Below are 18293 nucleotides of genomic sequence, written 5' to 3'. Positions count from 1 at the left end.
CTGTATAAAAAAGCACCCATTCAGGGTGCTTTTTTATTATATTTTCTCAATAAAATGTCAATTACCAAGTCCGTGGATCCCAAAGTTTAAAAGGTGCTTTTAGCTGTACATCCAATGATGGATCATAAGCAGTCGGTTCAATTTTTTGGGCTTTTTTACGAATCTGGCCAGTTTCCTGATCTTGTGCCACGAAGTTAAAACTGTCTGATTTTAGCTGAGTAAAAGCAATTTCATTCAGACCAACTTTTTCCGGCATCAGCATGAGTGGCCCTGAAACACTCCGGCGTGTACTGATATTCTCTTCATCATATTTAATAAAATAAGACTGTCCCGCTTCGACAGTAAAATCCAGATATTTAGGTTTCTGGAAATGCAGCGCGCCTAGCGGTCGACTGGTACTCAAACGATAGGTCCCTGCAGGCACTTCAATCCAGTAATAATGGTTGTGCAATAAGCTTGGAATATGTTCTTGATTGATAAACAGGCTGGCAGCGACAATTTCCTGACGATTCCATTTAGAATCGGGCCGGTATAAATACACGATGGCGGCTTCATCATGCTGCGGTTTCACCGTCTGAAACTGGTTGCCCTGCTTTTGATTGACCCAACCGCCAATGGTGAACATGCCGATACGATGCTGCTCGACAAAGCCCGGTTTTTTTTCAAGATCGATATTTTTTAAAGTGCTGAGTGGCTGTGTAGGCTCAACGACGGCTTTCTTACCATGACACCCCAGCAATGCCAAACTGCTGATGAGTACAATTGCGACTCCACGCATGCTTATCCCTCACTGCGTCTTTATTCTTTTGTATGCAAGTGCTTTGCGATTTGTTTTTTATAAGTTTTAGGCATCCACGCCTAGTGAATCAGATTAACACCGAGCTTTATTTTTGGAAATAAAAAACGTGCGAAAACACGGAGTTTTCGCACGTTTCGGACGAATAGCAATTAAGCGGATTTGCTATTCACGACCTTTAAATCTATTTTTGTCGCAGTCTCTTGCTGATCATGTGGCTGACGCTCGGCACGGTATTCCGGCTCTGCTTCACCTTTAATCACGGCTTCATTGATGACGACAGTGCCGACATCGCTACGGCTTGGCAAGTCATACATGGTTTCCAGCAATGAATTTTCTAGGATCGAACGTAGACCACGTGCACCTGTATTACGCTCAACTGCTTTCTTAGCCACTGCACGTAATGCCGATTCTTCAAAAACCAGATCCACATCTTCCATATCAAACAGATATTGATACTGACGGGTTAACGCATTCTTCGGCTCAGTCAGAATCTGCATCAATGCTTCTTCATCCAACTCGTCCAAAGTGGCAATTACTGGCAAACGACCAATAAATTCTGGAATCAAACCAAATTTTACCAGGTCAGTTGCTTCAACTTGACGGAACAAGTCAGACAGCTTCTTGGTTTCATCTTTTTTACGCACTTCTGCAGTAAAGCCGATGCCACCTTTTTCCTGACGCTGCTGTACAATTTTCTCAAGTCCTGAGAATGCACCACCACAAATAAACAGGATATTCGAGGTATCAATCTGAATGAATTCCTGCTGCGGATGCTTACGTCCACCTTGTGGCGGAATTGATGCAACCGTGCCTTCAATCATTTTCAATAATGCTTGCTGAACACCTTCACCTGATACATCACGTGTGATGGATGGGTTTTCAGACTTGCGGGTAATCTTGTCGATCTCATCGATATAGATAATGCCCTTTTGCGCTTTTTCGACATCGTAATCTGCTTTTTGCAAAAGCTTCTGTACGATGTTTTCTACATCTTCACCCACATAACCTGCTTCGGTCAGTGTCGTTGCATCTGCCATGGCAAATGGAACATCAAGAAGACGTGCCAGCGTTTGTGCAAGCAAGGTTTTGCCCGATCCTGTCGGACCAACCAACATAATATTACTTTTTGAAAGCTCGACTGAATCATCAGCTTTCTTGCCATTATTTTGCACTTTCAAGCGCTTGTAATGGTTATAGACCGCAACTGACAAGGTTTTTTTCGCGACGTCCTGACCAATCACATATTGATCCAAGGCCGCACGAATTTCATACGGTTTCGGCAAAGGACGATTGGCCCAGTCATTGGTTTCCACCTGCTGACTGGTTTGAACCAAATCTAAGCATACGTCCACACATTCGTTACAAATGTATGCGTCCTCGCCTGCAATCAGCTTCCCGACTTCAGACTGCGTTTTACCGCAAAATGAACAATGCTTTTGTCCTTGAGGATGTTCGGACATATTTACTCCACTATCTCAATCTTTAAAACTTATGGACGTTTAGTTAAAACTTCGTCCACAAGACCGTATTCTTTCGCTTGCTGAGCAGTCATAAAGTTGTCACGGTCTGTATCACGTGCAACTTTCTCGTAATCCTGACCGCTGTGTTCAGCCATTAAACGGTTTAAACGTTCTTTAATAAACAGGATTTCACGTGCATGAATTTCAATATCTGAAGCCTGGCCACGGAAACCACCCAATGGCTGGTGAATCATGACACGGGCATTTTCAAGGCAATAACGCTTGCCTTTGGTACCGGCATTCAGCAGGAATGCACCCATTGATGCTGCCTGACCCATGCAGTACGTTACGACATCAGGTTTGATAAACTGCATGGTGTCATAAATCGCCATACCTGCAGTTACCGAACCGCCTGGTGAATTGATATATAGATGAATATCTTTATCTGGATTTTCCGCCTCTAAAAACAACATTTGCGCAACGATCAGGTTCGCCATGTTGTCTTCAACTTCGCCCGTCATAAAAATTACACGTTCACGCAAAAGGCGTGAATAAATATCAAAAGAACGCTCACCACGAGAGGATTGTTCTACCACCATTGGCACTAAAGCGTTTTCAATCGTTGGAACATACATACGTTTATTTATTCCTAAATTTTTTGTGACCTAACCCATAATCACAATATGAGGGATAATCACTGAAATTGCAAAAAATTCGCCAACAAATCCATTATATTTTTTGCATTAATTTTGTGAAAAACAGAAATGCTTTTTTCAGGCATCAATATGAAAAAAAGGCGCATTAAGCGCCTTTTTTATCGAAAGCTAAATTAGCCTTGTTGACGAGCTTGCTGCTCTTTCAATAAGTCTTCATAGCTTACAGTCGCATCAGTTACTTTAGCAGAAGCCAAAATGTAATCAACAACTTGGTCTTCTAGTACAACTGCTTCGATTTGAGCACGTTGTTGCGCATCGTTTTTGAAGTATTCAATTACTTCGTTTGGATCTTCGTAAGAAGAAGCCATGTCTTCGATGTACGCTTCAACACGTGCAGCATCTACTTCGATTTTCGCATCAGCTAAAACACGGCTTACAAGTACGCCAAGTTTTACAGATTTTTCAGCTTGTTCTTTAAACAATTCGTCTGGAAGCATGCTTGAATCAAATGCTTTCGCACCTTGAGCACCAAACTGCTGTGTGAACTGCTGGATCATTTGTTGACGTTGACGGTCAATTTCTTGAGCAAGCATAGCAGCTGGAAGTTCAACTTCGTTTGCAGCAACTAATGCATCGAAAGTCGCACCTTTAACCTGATTGCGAAGGCCGTTCTTCACTTCACGTTCCATGTTTTTACGAACGTCAGCTTTTAACTTCTCAACGCCTTCTTCTTCAGATACACCGAAGATTTTCAGGAATTCAGCATCGATTTCCGGAAGTTTTTGTTTTTCAACAAGTTTCACAGTGATTTTGAATTGAGCTTGTTTACCAGCAAGGTTTTCAGCTTGGTAGTCTTCAGGGAAAGTTACATCAATCACTTTCTCTTCGCCTTTCTTCATACCAACGATACCGTCTTCGAAGCCAGGGATCATACGACCAGAACCAAGTACTAGTTTGAAGTCTTCTGCAGAACCGCCTTCAAATTTTTCGCCGTCGATTGAACCTTCAAAATCAAAAGTGACTTGCATGTCTTTTTTAGCCATGCCTTTTGTTTCAGCCCAAGCAGCACGTTGTTTTTGAAGATTTTCAATCATCTTCTCAACGTCTTTGTCATTTACTTCAGCTGCTTTACGCTCAACTTCCAAACCGTCGAATTTCACGTCAACTTCTGGATAAACTTCAACAGTCGCTGTATATACCAGCGCGTCGTCTTTCATTTCAGTTTTTTCGATGTTTGGCATGCCCACAGCATTGATTTTTTCTTGCTGGATCGCTTCGAAAACTGTATCACGAATGATGTCGTTGACAACTTCTTGGTAGATACCAGCGCCGTATTCACGACGAACGACGTTTACAGGCACTTTACCTGGACGGAAGCCGTTGATCTTCGCAGTTTTAGCAGTGCGTTTTAAACGAGCTTCAAATTGCTCATTAATACGGCTCGTCGGTACAGAAACATTTAAACGACGGGCAACGCCCGAAACCGCTTCAGAAGTTACTTGCATGGCTTCCTCTATATATTTGGTAATAACAGGTTTATAAAAATGTGCCACATTATATGACAACATTTAAGGATATACAAAAAATACGCGCGAGTTCCAGTTTTTAAGTCTTTTTTATTCGAATTGCTACCCTTTCAAATATTCAGTCAACCTCACTTAAATGCAGAAAATGTATATTTTTTATTGCAAATGATAAGTACTATCATTAATATCCAGTTTCTTATTTGAGCAACAATACTAATTTATTCTTCGGTTCGGGAATTTGGTCATGCATAGTTTTAGTCTTCGTCCGCTTACATTGGCAATTTTTGGGGTCACAGCAACATCTGCTTTTGCAGAGACAAATAGCCTCTCCAACATCCCAACTACCACCTTATCTACCATTGTAGTTTCTGCATCGGGGTTTGAACAACAATTAAAAGATGCCCCTGCCTCAATTAGCGTGATCACTCAAGAAGATATTCAACGTAAGAATGCCACCAATATTGCTGACCTGTTGGTTGATGTCCCTGGAGTGGATGTGCGTAATGGCGTAGGCAAAACTGCAGGACTAAATGTTAGCATCCGTGGTATGAACGCTGATGACACCCTTATTTTGATTGATGGCCGTCGTCAAACCACTTCTACCGATGTTACCCCGAATGGTTTTGGTGAAGCAGCGACAGGCTTTATGCCCCCTCTTTCAGCCATTGAGCGTATTGAAGTCATTCGTGGACCTATGTCTACCCTCTACGGTTCAGATGCCATGGGTGGTGTGATTAATATCATTACCAAAAAAGTTTCAGACGAGTGGAATGGGAACGTTACTGTCAGTGGCAACGTTATGGAGCATGGTACTGAAGCAGATTCTTGGAAAACCAGCTTCTTGGTGAATGGTCCATTGGTCAATGATGTGCTTGGTCTGCAACTTCGCGGCAGTTATTATGACCGGGGTCAGTCTGAGCGTGTCGAAGGTTCAACTGGCCGTGATCCACGCCCGACCACCGCACATAATTATGATGTAGGCGGTAAACTTACATACAAAGTAGATGATCAAAATGCCTTGTGGCTTGACTCATTCTACAGCCATCAAAACTATAAGAATGAAGACAATCGTTTAGGTACTTTAGATACTGCAACAACAGCAAATGGTTATAAAGATAAATTGATTTTTGATCGTACCCAGTTTGCAATCGGGCATGATGGCGACTATAGCTTTGGTCAGTGGAATACTTATATCAGCCACTCAGAAACTGAAACCAAAGGTCGTACGATACCTTCAGCTGCATTACCCGTCGGAAATGCACAAATTGGTGCAGATCGTGTGTTAAAAAATACCGATTTAATTGCAGATAGCCATATTATTTCAACTTTAGGTGCGCATAAGCTCACTGTGGGTACGGAATACAAAGAGCAAACCAATAAAGATAATATCGCTCTGTATTCGACTGGTGTAGACGAATTCGATAAAAAATCCTGGTCAGTTTATGCTGAAGATGAATGGCGTCTTTTGGATAGTTTAAGTTTAACCTATGGCGGTCGTTTTGAAGACCACTCCGGTTTTGGCGGTCATTTTAGTCCACGTGCCTATCTAGTCTGGAATACCAATGACATGCTGACTGTGAAAGGTGGCGTAAGTACAGGTTATAAAGCACCCTCTGCGAAAGCCCTTTATGACGGCGTTGTTGGCCTCAGTGGACAGGGACAAAACCTGACATTTGGTAATCCGGACTTAAAGCCTGAAACCTCAACCAACTATGAATTAGGTTTTAATTTACAGCCGACAGATGATATCAATTTCACGGCAACCGGTTTTTACAACCAGATTAAAGATGCAATTGTTTCAGAGAATCTTCCTGTATCCGCTGAATGCTTGACTGCAAGCTCATGTTCAACCAGCGTGAATGCGAATAAGGCCAAAGTTTATGGTGCAGAAGCAACTTTGCAATACAGCATTTTGCCTGAATGGGATATGAAAGCTGCCTATACCTATACCAGAAGTGAAATTACGAATGGAGAAAACGAAGGCACTTATTACAATAACCAGCCACGTAATGCGCTTAACCTGACTTCAACATGGCATCTGGTGCCTGCTGTAGACCTATGGTTACAGTACGAATATAAATCTGATCGTCAACGCTTCCTGACTACGCCAACAGCACCTGCTTCAGGTTTAGGCTCAAGCGACTATGAAGAATATAAATTATTTGGTGACAAGTTAGCGGGCTATAGCGTATTCAACCTCGGTGCAAGTTATACCGTCAGTGATCAATTACGTCTGAATATGGCTGTGAACAACCTGCTGGACAAAGATTTTACCGAAGGTGCAAAATCATATGAATATTTAGACAACCGTGGTCGTCTACAAACTGCTACTGGTTATAAATATTTAGATATTGGTTCTAGTACAACAGGTACTTATATTCCAGGCCGTAACTACTGGTTATCTGTTTCATACGACTTCTAATATAAAAGTCATGATTCAAAACCCTGCTTCGGCAGGGTTTTTTATCGCTCAATGAGTACTCCATGAAACCTCCCTAATTTGTGCCCTTTTATAAACATCATTATTCTCAATAAAAAGCCAGCAATCCGCTTTCTTTATCAATACTAAATAAAATCAAAAACTTAAATACTTATTGTTATATCATTACATTTAAAATCTCATTTAATATTTTCTTAAAGATCATGAATTCCCATGATAAAAAGATAAAAATAAAAACAAGAATCATTATTATTCGCATACATTTTTAGCATTCATTTATTAGGTTTAACATGACCTTCATTAAAACACGTAAAAAAATCGTTTCTTCTGCAATTGTTTCATCTTTATCAATGGTAGCTGCATCTGCGATGGCCGAAGAACAGGTGATCCAGTTAGAGACGATTCATCAAGAAGTCAAAGCTGAACAAACACCCAGCTTAAAAGTAGATCAATCTGCGAATAGCAAATTTGTTGCGCCTTTACTCGATACCCCAAAGTCAGTTTCAGTGATTTCAAAACAGCTGATTGCAGATACACAAGTGACGACTTTAGCTGATGCACTGCGTACAGTTCCGGGGATTACCTTGGGTGCAGGTGAAGGTGGTAATCCGAATGGTGACCGTCCATTTATTCGCGGTTATAACTCTGAAAGCTCGATGTATGTAGACGGCGTTCGTAATGCCACTTCACAAAACCGTGAAATGTTTGCGGTAGAACAAGTTGAAGTGACCAAAGGTTCTGCTTCTGCCATGGGCGGTGCAGGCACCACTGGCGGTAGCATTAATATGATTTCTAAAGTCGCTAAAGCAGGCGATTTTCTAGAAGGCTCGGTCGCTGGCGGCACTGACAATTACCAACGTATTACTTTAGATGGCAACAAAGATTTTGGTAACGGCATTGCTGCACGTGTTGCCGTCATGGGACATCAAAACGAAAAAGCAGGCCAGAAAGACGGTGCAGAATATAAACGTGCTGGGATTGCACCGAGTATTAGCTTTGGTCTGGACACCTCTACTCGCGCGACTTTAAGTTATTACTACTTAAAAACCGATGACACACCAGATTCAGGTATTCCCTATAATAACCCATTTGGTGCTCCAAGAACTGCAACAGCAACAGACTATCGTCCATTAAATGGCAACGGCAAGCCAATTGACGTTAAACAAGGTCAATATTACGGCTGGAAAGATCGTGACTTCCAGAAACAGGAAAATCAGATCGGAACCATCAAATTAGAACATGATTTAACTGATAATCTAACCATTAGCAATACTGCTGTGTATGGCAACTCTAAAAATGATTACCTGTGGACCAATCCAGATGACTCTCAGGGTAACTTTTACAACAAAGCAGGTTTTACAAGTGAATTAACAGGAAATGTCTGGGCGCGTGCCAACTCACGTGTGGCAAATACTGATGCTTTTACCGACCAACTTGCTTTAACCGGTAAATTTAATACCGGTATGCTTAAACATAGTTTTAATCTGGGTGCCGAATATTCAGACCAAGAAACTGACCGTACCCAATACATTATCGATGGTGTTAACGCTACAGGTAATGTACACAATGCCTGTAACGCTGGTGATATTACTTCAGGCTGGTGTACTTCGGTACAAAACCCAAACCGTGGGCCATGGACAGGTACATTAAGTACCAATGGTGCTGACCAGTACAATATTCAAAGCAAATCAAAGTCTGTTTATTTCCTGGATAGTATTGAATTCACCCCTCAATGGCTCTTAGATTTAGGCGTACGTTGGGATAATTACTCAACTGAGCAAACCATGACTTATGGTGCACGAAATAATGCAGTTACTGGTGCAAACAATACACCGATTACAGCAAGTGCTGGCGATCAAGTGACAATTAAAAATGATAAAGATTTCATCAACTATCAAGCCGGTCTTACTTTTAAACCAGTTGAAAATGGCAGTATCTATGCAAGTTATGCGACTTCGTCTAATCCAGTCGGTGTAGATGGTGGCGATGGTTCTGAAGGGATTACAGCTGCAATAAATAATCTTAAACCTGAAGAAGTCCGGACCATGGAGTTAGGAACTAAATGGGATGTTTTGAATGATAAGCTCAACCTGACTGCAGCTATTTTCCGCACGGAAAAAACCAATACTCGTGCGACCGGAGATGATGGCACCACAAGTAATATTGGTGAAACTCGTGTCGATGGTATTGAGCTTGGTGTAAATGGGAACATCACAGATAAATGGGCAGTTTCTGCAGGTTATACTTATTTAGACAGTGAGTTAGTTGATGGTGGTTATGAAAATATTGGCACTACAGCAGCTCCAATCTACATTTCCAATAGAAGTAATGGTAATCAGGTTCAAAACGTCGCGAAAAACAGTGCAACCCTTTGGACTACTTATGCAGTAACTCCTGCTTTAACCCTAGGTGCTGGTGCCGTCGCAATGGACAAAGTCTATGGTAATGCTACTAATACCAAGTTTGTACCGGGCTATGTTCGCTATGATGCCATGGCGCGTTATAACGTGAATGAAAATGTTGATTTGCAATTAAACGTCAACAACCTGTCTGATGAACGCTACTTCACAAAAGCCTATTCATCTCATTATGCGACCGAAGCAGAAGGCCGTAGTGCAGTGTTAGCAGTCAACTTTAAATATTAATTCAATGCAACCGCATAGCCTCCTGATGGGGGCTATGTTATTTTTAAAAGACGATTATTCAGGGGTTTCTCGTGCTGCATCATATTCCAAATGTACTGAGCAAAGAACAGGTGCAATATTTCCGTGAGGAGATGAATAAGATTGAGTGGGTCAATGGCAAGGTTACCGCGGGTACGCTCTCTGCGACGGTGAAACAGAATCAGCAATTACCTGAAGATCATCCCCTGACCCAGCATTTAAGTACGATCATTCTTGAATCGCTGGGACAGCATGCTCTGTTTTTATCGGCGGCGATTCCACTGGATATTATTCCTCCCCTGTTTAACCGCTATGAAAATAATGAATCTTTCGGCTTTCATGTCGACAATTCGATTCGTCGTATTCGCGGCAGCAATGAACGCCTCAGAACGGATTTATCCTGTACGGTTTTTTTAAGTGAGCCGGACGAATATGTCGGTGGTGAACTGGTAGTCGAAGACACTTACGGTTATCACGAAGTAAAATTGCCTGCCGGCGATATGATTTTGTATCCATCGACCAGCTTGCATGAAGTCACGCCAATCACTGCCGGTTGTCGAATTGCTTCATTTTTTTGGGTACAAAGCATGATCCGTGATGATGCAGAGCGGCATATGCTGTTTAATCTGGATCAGAGTATTCAAAACCTGAGAATGCAGCTGGGCGATCAGCATGCAGAGGTCATGAAACTGACCAATCTGTATCATAATTTAATGCGTAAATGGGCGGAACTTTAAAAGATGCCCTGAGATCAATGATCTTTGAAAATCATTGGATTTATTGTTTATCAAAATATACTGCGTTGTGGCACAATTGAACGTAATAAATAACGCATTATGTCCAAATTAAGAAAATATAAAATACAATATTTAGAATAAGTGAAAATATTTTTCAATTCTTAAGGTTTATAAGAAAATCTTTATTACCATACGACTAAAATCCATAAAAATAGCAAAAATTTTTCGGGATAAGTGGATTAAACTTTAAATTATAAGTAAGGCATTTAGTGCATTTGGTGAAGCTAAACCACCAATATTTAGACCATATTTCAGGTTTGAACCAGACTGTCACTAAAACCCAATGAATAGACAAAATCTATGCCGCTGACCCACGCACCGCTTTAACCAAGATTACGGTACCCAAGTTAGCACAAGGAGCTCTCTCATGATGTTGGCTGATCCAAGTAAAAAATACCGTCGCATGTATCAACGTGTGGACTTACCAGACCGTCAATGGCCGAACAACGAAATCAATAAAGCGCCAATCTGGATGAGTACCGACCTGCGTGACGGTAACCAAGCGATCTTTGAGCCAATGAACATGGAGCAGAAATTCAAGATGTTCCAGATGTTGGTGAAAATCGGTTTCAAACATATTGAAATCGGCTTCCCGTCAGCATCGCAAATTGACTTCGATTTCACCCGTAAATTGATTGAAGAAGGTCATATTCCGGATGACGTTTATATCGAGGTCTTGGTTCAGGCACGTGATCATTTGATTCAGCGTACCTTTGAATCTTTACAAGGTGCGAAACGTGCCATTGTACATATCTATAACTCTAACTCGCCGACATTCCGCAATAAAGTCTTGAATGTTGATGTTGAGGGTGCAAAACAGTTAGCCATTAATGCTGCACAAAAAGTGAAAGAATATGCCGCAAAACAGCCGGAAACTGAATTCGTATTTCAGTACAGCCCTGAATGTTTTACTGCAACCGAATTAGAAGTCGCGAAAGATGTCTGCGATGCCGTCACTGAAATCTGGGAAGCATCTCCAGAGAATAAAGTGATCTTAAACTTACCTGCAACGGTAGAAGTTTCAGGTCCACACATCTATGCCGATCAAATCGAATGGATGCACCGTAACATTCAGCGTCGTGATGGCGTGATCATTTCAGTTCACTGCCACAACGACCGCGGCTGTGGTATTGCCGCTTCAGAATTGGCAATTATGGCTGGTGCTGACCGGGTCGAAGGTTGTGTATTTGGTAATGGCGAACGTACCGGTAACGTCGACGTGGCTGCGATTGCCTTGAACATGTATACCCAAGGTGTAGCACCAAACTTGGACTTCTCCAACATCAATGAAATCATTGCGACTGTGGAAGAATGTACCGGTTTACCTGTGCACCCGCGTCATCCATATGCCGGTGATTTGGTGTTTACTGCATTCTCGGGTTCGCATCAGGATGCGATCAAAAAAGGTTTCGAGTTCCAGAAAAACGAAGAAATCTGGGATATGCCGTACTTGCCAATCGACCCGAAAGATTTGGGCCGTGACTATGACGCCGTGATCCGTGTTAACTCACAGTCAGGTAAAGGTGGTATTGCCTACTTATTAGAATCTAACTACAACGTGATCTTGCCGCGTCGTTTACAGATTGAATTCTCTCAGATCGTACAAAAACGTACCGATGAGCAAGGCACTGAAATCAGTGCGACTGATATCTGGAAGTTGTTCAAAGAAACCTATGTGGATGCTAAAAACGTTCACTATTCTGCGAAAAACTACAAATTGTCGGATGACAATGGCAATCAGGTGATTGAGCTTGATCTTGAAATTGACGGTCAGTCCCGTCGTATCCGCGGTGAAGGCAATGGTCCAATTTCTGCGATTTTGGATGCACTTCAGTTGCCGATTGACGTGGTGAACTATGAAGAGCGCAGCATCAGTTCAGGTGCTCATGCCAAAGCCTTGGCCTTGATCGAACTTCAAGTGAAAGGTACTGGTAAATCTGCCTTTGGTGCCGGGGTACATGACAACATCGTGACCTCTTCTATCGAAGCAATTATTGCCTCGACCAACCGTCTGATTGATCAGGGTGTTTTAAGCACTGATCAGGTGATTGCTGCTGCCGTCTAAACACGGTATTAGAATTAGCAATAATCCATAGCATTAAAAAGACTTTAGAAGGATACCTGCAAATGGTATCCTTTTATTATTCATACTCAAGATTTTAAGGCGAATCCCTCCCGTGTCTTTTCCAGCTGACTCAGTGGGCCTTGTTGTCCCACAAAAGTTCCAATTTGAAGAGCCGTTAGAGCTTGAATGCGGTCGCATCCTTCCCCGTTTTGAACTGATGGTTGAAACTTACGGCGAACTCAATGCCGATAAGTCCAATGCTATTTTGATCTGCCATGCGCTTTCCGGGCATCACCATGCTGCAGGCTATCATCATGAAGATGATAAAAAACCCGGCTGGTGGGATTCATGTATTGGCCCCGGCAAAGCCATTGATACGTCAAAATTCTTTGTGGTTTCACTGAATAATATTGGTGGCTGTAATGGCTCTACCGGCCCGACCTCACCCAATCCTGAACATGACAACCGTCCTTATGGCCCTGATTTTCCATTAGTTACGGTCCGCGACTGGGTCAAAACCCAGGCCCTGCTCTCTGACCGTTTAGGGATTGATACCTGGGATGCCATCATTGGCGGTTCACTGGGTGGTATGCAGGCATTGCAATGGTCAGTGGATTATCCAAACCGTTTAAGAAAATGCGTGATCATTGCCAGCGCTCCAAAGCTTTCTGCACAGAATATTGCCTTTAACGAAGTGGCACGTCAGTCGATTTTGTCAGACCCGGATTTCCATAATGGTCGTTATCTGGAAAATGACAGCTATCCAAAACGTGGCCTGATTCTGGCGCGTATGGTCGGTCATATTACTTACCTGTCCGAAGAAGCCATGAAACAGAAGTTTGGCCGCGATTTGAAATCAGGCAAATTTATGTATGGCTTTGACGTTGAATTTCAGGTCGAAAGCTATTTGCGTTATCAGGGTGAACAGTTCAGCCGTAACTTCGATGCCAATACCTATCTGATCATGACCAAGGCACTGGATTATTTTGATCCGTCGCGTGAATATGAACAGTCGCTCAAAAAAGCCATGGCCAATACTCAGTGCAAATTCCTGGTGGTGTCATTCACCACTGACTGGCGTTTTACCCCTGCCCGCTCACAGGAAATCGTGGATGCCTTGATCAGCAATCACAAACCTGTCAGCTATCTGGATATTGATGCGGAACAAGGCCATGACTCCTTCCTGTTCCCTATTCCGCTCTATGTAAAATCTTTGCGTGCATTTCTCGGGGGTGAAGAACACCTGAAAGCAACACCGAAGGAGACCATATAATGCGTATCGATCAACAACTCGCTGAAAAGTGGATCAAGCCAGGTTCTAGCGTACTCGACCTTGGGTGTGGCGACGGTGAACTGCTGGCACAAATGAGCAAAAAGCACGATATTCGTGCATATGGATTAGAAATTGATCAGGAAAAGATTGCAATTGCAGTCAGTCGCGGGTTAAATATCATCCAGCAGGACTTAAACCTCGGCTTAAGCCGCTTTGCTGACCAGTCTTTTGACAATGTGGTCATGGCACAAGCTTTGCAGGCTGTAGATGCACCTGACGTATTATTGCGTGATATGGTGCGTGTGGGGAAACAGGCCATTATTACCTTTCCGAACTTTGCGCATTGGAAGACCCGTTCTTTCTTGGCAATCAAAGGGAGAATGCCGGTTTCTGAAGCCTTGCCGTATATGTGGTATAACACCCCGAATATCCACTTATGTACATTTCGTGATTTTGAAGCACTTTGTGCGGAAAATAATATCAAAATTATTAATCGACTCGCTGTGAACGGGAATCAAGAAGATAGTTTGCTAAGCAAGCATCTCCCTAATCTATTTGGTGAAGTCGCAATTTATCGAGTGAGCGCGCTATGAAAAAATTATTATTAAGTACGACGCTACTGGCGGGACTTTTTGGCATGCAAGCCCATGCAGATTATGTTGCACCGAGTCCTTCTATTGCCAGTCAAGCGGCTCAGTATTCCATCATGGATATCAATAGTCTGACCAAAGCGGCGAAAGCCGGTCAGGCTGGTGCACAGTTTTATCTGGCCACCAAATACCAGTATGGTAAAGATATACAAAAAGATGAACGACAGGCCTTTGCCTGGTATAAAGCTGCTGCGGATCAAGGTCTGGCAGTTGCACAGCTGAATGTAGGCCGTATGCTGGCAGATGGTATTGGCACCAAGAAAGATGAAACACTGGCTCGCCAGTACTTTGAAAAAGCAGCCAGCCGCGGTGATAATCGTGCCAGCTTTAACCTAGCGATGATGGAAGAGAAAAAGAAAAACTATATGGGTGCTTACCAATGGTATGAACTGTCTACCCGTGATGGCATGCTCGATAATAAGGTGATTACGCTATCGGAAGGCAGAAAAACTGCCTTGGCGGCGAATTTGACCCAAGAGCAGATCCGTCAGGCGCGTGATCGTGCCGACAGATGGATTCAGGCACAATAAGCTGAATGGTATAAATAGCACCTTCGGGTGCTTTTTTATTGCCGCAAATTCTTCATCAATTGCTAAAATAGCGCCCATTCTTTATCTAATAATGAGTTTTTGACATGGCTGCAACTGACTGGTTATCCCAAGGCACACTGATATTGGCAAGTAATAACAAAGGTAAAATTGCCGAGTTTGAAAAACTGTTTGCCGAGCTACAACTGCCGGTTGAAGTCGTGGCCCAGGGCAAGTTGAATATCGAAGATGCGATCGAAGATGGTCTAAGCTTTGTCGAAAATGCGATTATTAAGGCTCGCCATGCTTCTAAAATTTCCGGAAAACCTGCTATTGCAGATGATTCAGGCATTTGTGTGCCAGTTCTTGGCGGCGCTCCCGGCATTTACTCGGCTCGTTATTCCGGTGAGCATGGCAACGATGCCGCCAATAATGAAAAACTGCTGGCCGATCTCAAACCCTTACGCCAAGATGGTGAAGTGATTGAGGGCATGTTTGTTTGCGTACTGGTACTGGTTCAACATGCCGAAGATCCCTTACCGCAAGTCTTTCAGGGTATCTGGCACGGGGAAATTCTGGAAGCTGCGCGTGGTGAAAATGGTTTTGGCTATGACCCGTTGTTCTGGTTACCGGAACTCGGAATTTCCAGTGCAGAAATGAGCAAGGAAGAAAAGAATAAAATCAGTCATCGCGGTCAGGCGATGCAGCTGTTTAAGAAGAGTTTGGCGAAGTAAGTTTTTGATCTCCTCCCTTTAGTAAAAGGGAGGTTGGGAGGGATTATTCACCTCCCCCCTTGCGAAACAGCGTTTCTCATCTCCTAAAAGGAGAGGGAATCTATAGTGTAGGCATCAACGCATGCACGATTACCCCATATAAGGCAATCAAGATCGCGCTGGCCAAAGTTCCCGAAGCAATATATTTGGCGGAATGGCCCGTTCCCTGATAATGGGTTTCCAGTGCCACAATATTGGCTGCAGGCGGCAATAAAAAGAACATCAGCAGTACCGCATAGGTCAGCGTCTGCTGTGGAATCGGCAAATAAAAATAAGCTGCGCCACACAGTAAAACAGCAAATAGCCCACGACAAAAAATAAGTTGCAGACTGCGCATTAAATCGAAGCGGCTGATCCGCACATTGCTCAGCCACATTCCCAGCACACACATGCCGCTAAAAGTGACCAGTACTTTATTGGCCTGATACAGTATCTCTATCCAAGGCACTTGCTGCCAATGACTCAAATCCCAAAATGATAATAAAGCTGCTACAGACAGTGCCACCACAGGTGGTGAGAGCAGCACATTCTTTAAAATATAGCCGCTATCTTGTCTGGCTTCACTGACTGCCATCACCGCACAGACATTGCCAAACAAGGAACCACCAATATACAGCGCCACTACAGTACTGGTCGCTTGCGGTCCAAAAACCGCCAGTGCAAAAGGAATCCCCAGCCATGCCCCATTTAAATAACTCAGGCATAAAGCACGTAATTTATTTTTCAGGGTGAAATAAAATAAGGCAAAGAATACACAAGAACAGAAAAAGCTGAAGGCAATTAACCACAAACTGCCCTCTTGGTAAAACACCATATTGTAAATAATCAGTACCGGAATCAGGACCCGTGCCAATAAAGCTGCCAAGAGAGGGCGAACCGGTTTTAAATATTGCACACCCCAATAACCGATCAGAAAAGACAGGAGGGGAAGAATCAAGGCCATGACAATGCTGCTGAGATTTCCATATCAGGCTGTATGCTAGCACAGCATACTTTTCATTGAATTATGAATTTTTTATATGAGTGATTCATTCCCCTGCTGCCGTGTCGGCAAACTGTCATCAAAGCGTCACCGCGCTGTCATACAAGCCTGCTGAGATAGGTACATAAAATATAGAGGATAAAATAATGGCAGGATTATCAATTTGGCATGTGCTGATTTTTGCAATTGTGGTGATTTTATTGTTCGGCACATCCAAACTTAAAAATTTGGGTAAAGACGTCGGCGGCGCGATTAAAGACTTTAAAAAATCAGTCAAAGATGAAGAGGCAGAACAAGCTCAGCTTGCAGAGCCGCGCACCATTGATGCCCAGGTCAAAACTCCTGAACATTCGGTTAAAAGTTAAGAGTTCGCTATGCTCAATATCGGAATGACCGAGCTGCTGATTTTCGGGATTATTGCGCTTTTGGTTCTTGGGCCAGATAAGCTTCCGGAAGCAGTACGTTTTGTCGGAACATGGTACGGCAAGATCAAGCGTATGGTGAGCAATGTTCAGAATGATCTTGATCGTGAATTGCGCCTGTCCGAGCTACGTGAACAGATGCAGGCTGAAATGCAACGGATTCAGGAACTGGAAGCCAAGATGCAGGCACAAGTGGCTGATTTGCAGCAGCCGATTGCAGCTGATCAATTAAAAATAAAATCTCAGTCTGCTCAGCCCTTGCTCAGCTATCAGCCGGTGCAACAGCCCGTATCCTCCGTGTATTTACCTAAGCCTACAGCAATTCAAACCATGATTTCAGAACAACGCTATACAGAAATGAAGGTGGCCGTATGACATCTTTACCGCCCACACCAGCCTCGAATGATGCTGCAGCGCTGAACCTTGAACACATGCCGATTACCCAGCATTTGATCATCTTAAGAAAGCATCTGTTTAAAGTGGTTGCGGTCCTGATTGGCCTGTTTTTCTGCTTATTACCCTTTGCTAATCAGACTTATCAATGGTTGTCCGAACCGTTGCGTGCACAGCTACCAGCCAGTTCAACCATGATTGCCACGGATGTCACTGCAACCTTCATGGCACCTTTTAAGCTGAACTTCTTTGTCGCGCTGATGATCGCGATGCCGTTTATCCTGTATCAGCTTTGGACCTTTATTAAGCCTGCGCTATATGCCAAAGAAAAGAGCCTGGCCTTGCCACTTTTGATCGGCAGTATCGTGCTGTTTTATACCGGCATCAGCTTTGCCTACTTTGTGGCATTGCCCTCAATTCTGCATTTTTTTATCAGTGTTTCGCCGGAAACTGTGGCACCGATGACCGACATTAACAGTTATCTCAGCTTCTGTTTAAAGCTGTTTCTGGTCTTTGGTTTTACCTTTGAAATTCCTATTATTACCCTGGTTCTGATCTTGATTGGCGCAGTTTCGACACAGACTCTGGTAGAGAAACGGCGCTTTATTATTGTGGGCTGCTTCTTTGTAGCGATGTTTGTCACCCCTCCGGATGCCCTGTCGATGATCATGCTGGCTGTCCCGATGTGGCTACTGTTTGAACTGGGTTTGCTGGCAGGGAAACTGATTGAAAAACGTCGGTTAAAGACTGAATAACAATAACCAGCCAAAACAACAAAAATATCGACTTACTCAGGCAGCTCTGGCTGTCTTTTTGTTTTTTTAATTTTAAATAACGTACTGAATTTATTTAACTTTAATGAAACAT

The 18293-nt window shown here is 43.1% G+C and carries 16 protein-coding genes; 11 read left to right on the top strand and 5 right to left on the bottom strand.

Annotated features, from left to right (window positions below):
- Window positions 1–61: 61 nt before the first annotated feature.
- The 4 genes from AC1P5O_RS01135 to tig all read right to left on the bottom strand — a co-directional run bounded on the left by AC1P5O_RS01135 (window position 62) and on the right by tig (window position 4420).
- Window positions 62–778, bottom strand: coding sequence for a DUF2846 domain-containing protein (locus AC1P5O_RS01135; RefSeq protein WP_004729543.1), 717 nt, complete (start codon window positions 776–778; stop codon window positions 62–64).
- 170 nt (window positions 779–948) lie between these two features.
- Window positions 949–2259: an ATP-dependent protease ATP-binding subunit ClpX gene (gene clpX, locus AC1P5O_RS01130; RefSeq protein WP_262472097.1), complete on the bottom strand. Its 1311-nt coding sequence runs from the start codon at window positions 2257–2259 to the stop codon at window positions 949–951.
- A gap of 29 nt (window positions 2260–2288) precedes the next feature.
- Window positions 2289–2894, bottom strand: coding sequence for an ATP-dependent Clp endopeptidase proteolytic subunit ClpP (clpP, locus tag AC1P5O_RS01125; RefSeq protein ID WP_004647427.1), 606 nt, complete (start codon window positions 2892–2894; stop codon window positions 2289–2291).
- A gap of 194 nt (window positions 2895–3088) precedes the next feature.
- On the bottom strand, window positions 3089–4420 hold the full coding sequence (tig, locus tag AC1P5O_RS01120; protein WP_262472099.1) for a trigger factor: 1332 nt from the start codon (window positions 4418–4420) through the stop codon (window positions 3089–3091).
- 265 nt (window positions 4421–4685) lie between these two features.
- Here tig and AC1P5O_RS01115 point away from each other — a divergent pair, with 265 nt between their 5' ends.
- From AC1P5O_RS01115 to rdgB, 8 genes are all read left to right on the top strand, one after another.
- Window positions 4686–6863 (top strand): TonB-dependent receptor domain-containing protein, encoded by a 2178-nt coding sequence (locus tag AC1P5O_RS01115; RefSeq protein WP_262472101.1) that lies wholly within the window; start codon window positions 4686–4688, stop codon window positions 6861–6863.
- A gap of 308 nt (window positions 6864–7171) precedes the next feature.
- A complete protein-coding gene (locus AC1P5O_RS01110) occupies window positions 7172–9526 on the top strand; it encodes a TonB-dependent receptor (RefSeq protein ID WP_262472103.1) in 2355 nt (784 codons plus the stop codon).
- 71 nt (window positions 9527–9597) lie between these two features.
- Window positions 9598–10281: a Fe2+-dependent dioxygenase gene (locus AC1P5O_RS01105; protein ID WP_224216997.1), complete on the top strand. Its 684-nt coding sequence runs from the start codon at window positions 9598–9600 to the stop codon at window positions 10279–10281.
- 427 nt (window positions 10282–10708) lie between these two features.
- A complete protein-coding gene (gene leuA / locus AC1P5O_RS01100; protein ID WP_262472106.1) occupies window positions 10709–12406 on the top strand; it encodes a 2-isopropylmalate synthase in 1698 nt (565 codons plus the stop codon).
- A 112-nt stretch (window positions 12407–12518) separates the two neighbouring features.
- On the top strand, window positions 12519–13679 hold the full coding sequence (gene metX, locus AC1P5O_RS01095) for a homoserine O-succinyltransferase MetX (RefSeq protein WP_138743112.1): 1161 nt from the start codon (window positions 12519–12521) through the stop codon (window positions 13677–13679).
- The gene (metW, locus tag AC1P5O_RS01090; protein ID WP_004278415.1) at window positions 13679–14272 is read left to right on the top strand and encodes a methionine biosynthesis protein MetW; all 594 of its coding nucleotides are present in this window, start codon (window positions 13679–13681) and stop codon (window positions 14270–14272) included. The genes metX and metW overlap by 1 nt, the downstream gene beginning before the upstream one ends.
- Complete coding sequence (locus AC1P5O_RS01085; protein ID WP_138743113.1) at window positions 14269–14859, top strand: tetratricopeptide repeat protein; 591 nt, start codon at window positions 14269–14271, stop codon at window positions 14857–14859. The genes metW and AC1P5O_RS01085 overlap by 4 nt, the downstream gene beginning before the upstream one ends.
- A gap of 104 nt (window positions 14860–14963) precedes the next feature.
- On the top strand, window positions 14964–15590 hold the full coding sequence (gene rdgB, locus AC1P5O_RS01080; RefSeq protein ID WP_138743114.1) for an RdgB/HAM1 family non-canonical purine NTP pyrophosphatase: 627 nt from the start codon (window positions 14964–14966) through the stop codon (window positions 15588–15590).
- 100 nt (window positions 15591–15690) lie between these two features.
- Here rdgB and AC1P5O_RS01075 read toward each other — a convergent pair whose 3' ends face one another.
- On the bottom strand, window positions 15691–16572 hold the full coding sequence (locus AC1P5O_RS01075) for an AEC family transporter (RefSeq protein ID WP_138743115.1): 882 nt from the start codon (window positions 16570–16572) through the stop codon (window positions 15691–15693).
- 185 nt (window positions 16573–16757) lie between these two features.
- On the opposite strand from AC1P5O_RS01075, the gene tatA reads away from it, so the two are divergent.
- Genes tatA through tatC form a run of 3 tightly spaced genes read left to right on the top strand, consistent with a single transcriptional unit; the run spans window position 16758 to window position 18181 of the window.
- Window positions 16758–16976 (top strand): Sec-independent protein translocase subunit TatA, encoded by a 219-nt coding sequence (gene tatA, locus AC1P5O_RS01070; RefSeq protein ID WP_005245949.1) that lies wholly within the window; start codon window positions 16758–16760, stop codon window positions 16974–16976.
- Between the two features lie 9 nt (window positions 16977–16985).
- The gene (gene tatB, locus AC1P5O_RS01065; RefSeq protein ID WP_138743116.1) at window positions 16986–17408 is read left to right on the top strand and encodes a Sec-independent protein translocase protein TatB; all 423 of its coding nucleotides are present in this window, start codon (window positions 16986–16988) and stop codon (window positions 17406–17408) included.
- Window positions 17405–18181: a twin-arginine translocase subunit TatC gene (tatC, locus tag AC1P5O_RS01060; RefSeq protein WP_138743117.1), complete on the top strand. Its 777-nt coding sequence runs from the start codon at window positions 17405–17407 to the stop codon at window positions 18179–18181. The genes tatB and tatC overlap by 4 nt, the downstream gene beginning before the upstream one ends.
- The last annotated feature ends 112 nt before the right edge of the window (window positions 18182–18293 follow it).

It is taken from the genome of Prolinoborus fasciculus, from assembly GCF_056724605.1.
Note: the sequence above shows the minus strand (reverse complement) of the source record. Positions and strands in the feature narration are given on the sequence as shown.

What these genes read in the sequence shown, in the direction of transcription:
- leuA (WP_262472106.1), top strand. Translation starts at nt 10,709, where the DNA reads ATGATGTTGGCTGATCCAAGTAAAAAATACCGTCGCATGTATCAACGT.
- clpX (WP_262472097.1), bottom strand. Translation starts at nt 2,259, where the DNA reads ATGTCCGAACATCCTCAAGGACAAAAGCATTGTTCATTTTGCGGTAAA.
- tatB (WP_138743116.1), top strand. Translation starts at nt 16,986, where the DNA reads ATGCTCAATATCGGAATGACCGAGCTGCTGATTTTCGGGATTATTGCG.
- rdgB (WP_138743114.1), top strand. Translation starts at nt 14,964, where the DNA reads ATGGCTGCAACTGACTGGTTATCCCAAGGCACACTGATATTGGCAAGT.
- AC1P5O_RS01115 (WP_262472101.1), top strand. Translation starts at nt 4,686, where the DNA reads ATGCATAGTTTTAGTCTTCGTCCGCTTACATTGGCAATTTTTGGGGTC.
- AC1P5O_RS01110 (WP_262472103.1), top strand. Translation starts at nt 7,172, where the DNA reads ATGACCTTCATTAAAACACGTAAAAAAATCGTTTCTTCTGCAATTGTT.
- AC1P5O_RS01135 (WP_004729543.1), bottom strand. Translation starts at nt 778, where the DNA reads ATGCGTGGAGTCGCAATTGTACTCATCAGCAGTTTGGCATTGCTGGGG.
- tatC (WP_138743117.1), top strand. Translation starts at nt 17,405, where the DNA reads ATGACATCTTTACCGCCCACACCAGCCTCGAATGATGCTGCAGCGCTG.
- metW (WP_004278415.1), top strand. Translation starts at nt 13,679, where the DNA reads ATGCGTATCGATCAACAACTCGCTGAAAAGTGGATCAAGCCAGGTTCT.
- clpP (WP_004647427.1), bottom strand. Translation starts at nt 2,894, where the DNA reads ATGTATGTTCCAACGATTGAAAACGCTTTAGTGCCAATGGTGGTAGAA.
- tig (WP_262472099.1), bottom strand. Translation starts at nt 4,420, where the DNA reads ATGCAAGTAACTTCTGAAGCGGTTTCGGGCGTTGCCCGTCGTTTAAAT.
- tatA (WP_005245949.1), top strand. Translation starts at nt 16,758, where the DNA reads ATGGCAGGATTATCAATTTGGCATGTGCTGATTTTTGCAATTGTGGTG.
- AC1P5O_RS01085 (WP_138743113.1), top strand. Translation starts at nt 14,269, where the DNA reads ATGAAAAAATTATTATTAAGTACGACGCTACTGGCGGGACTTTTTGGC.
- AC1P5O_RS01075 (WP_138743115.1), bottom strand. Translation starts at nt 16,572, where the DNA reads ATGGCCTTGATTCTTCCCCTCCTGTCTTTTCTGATCGGTTATTGGGGT.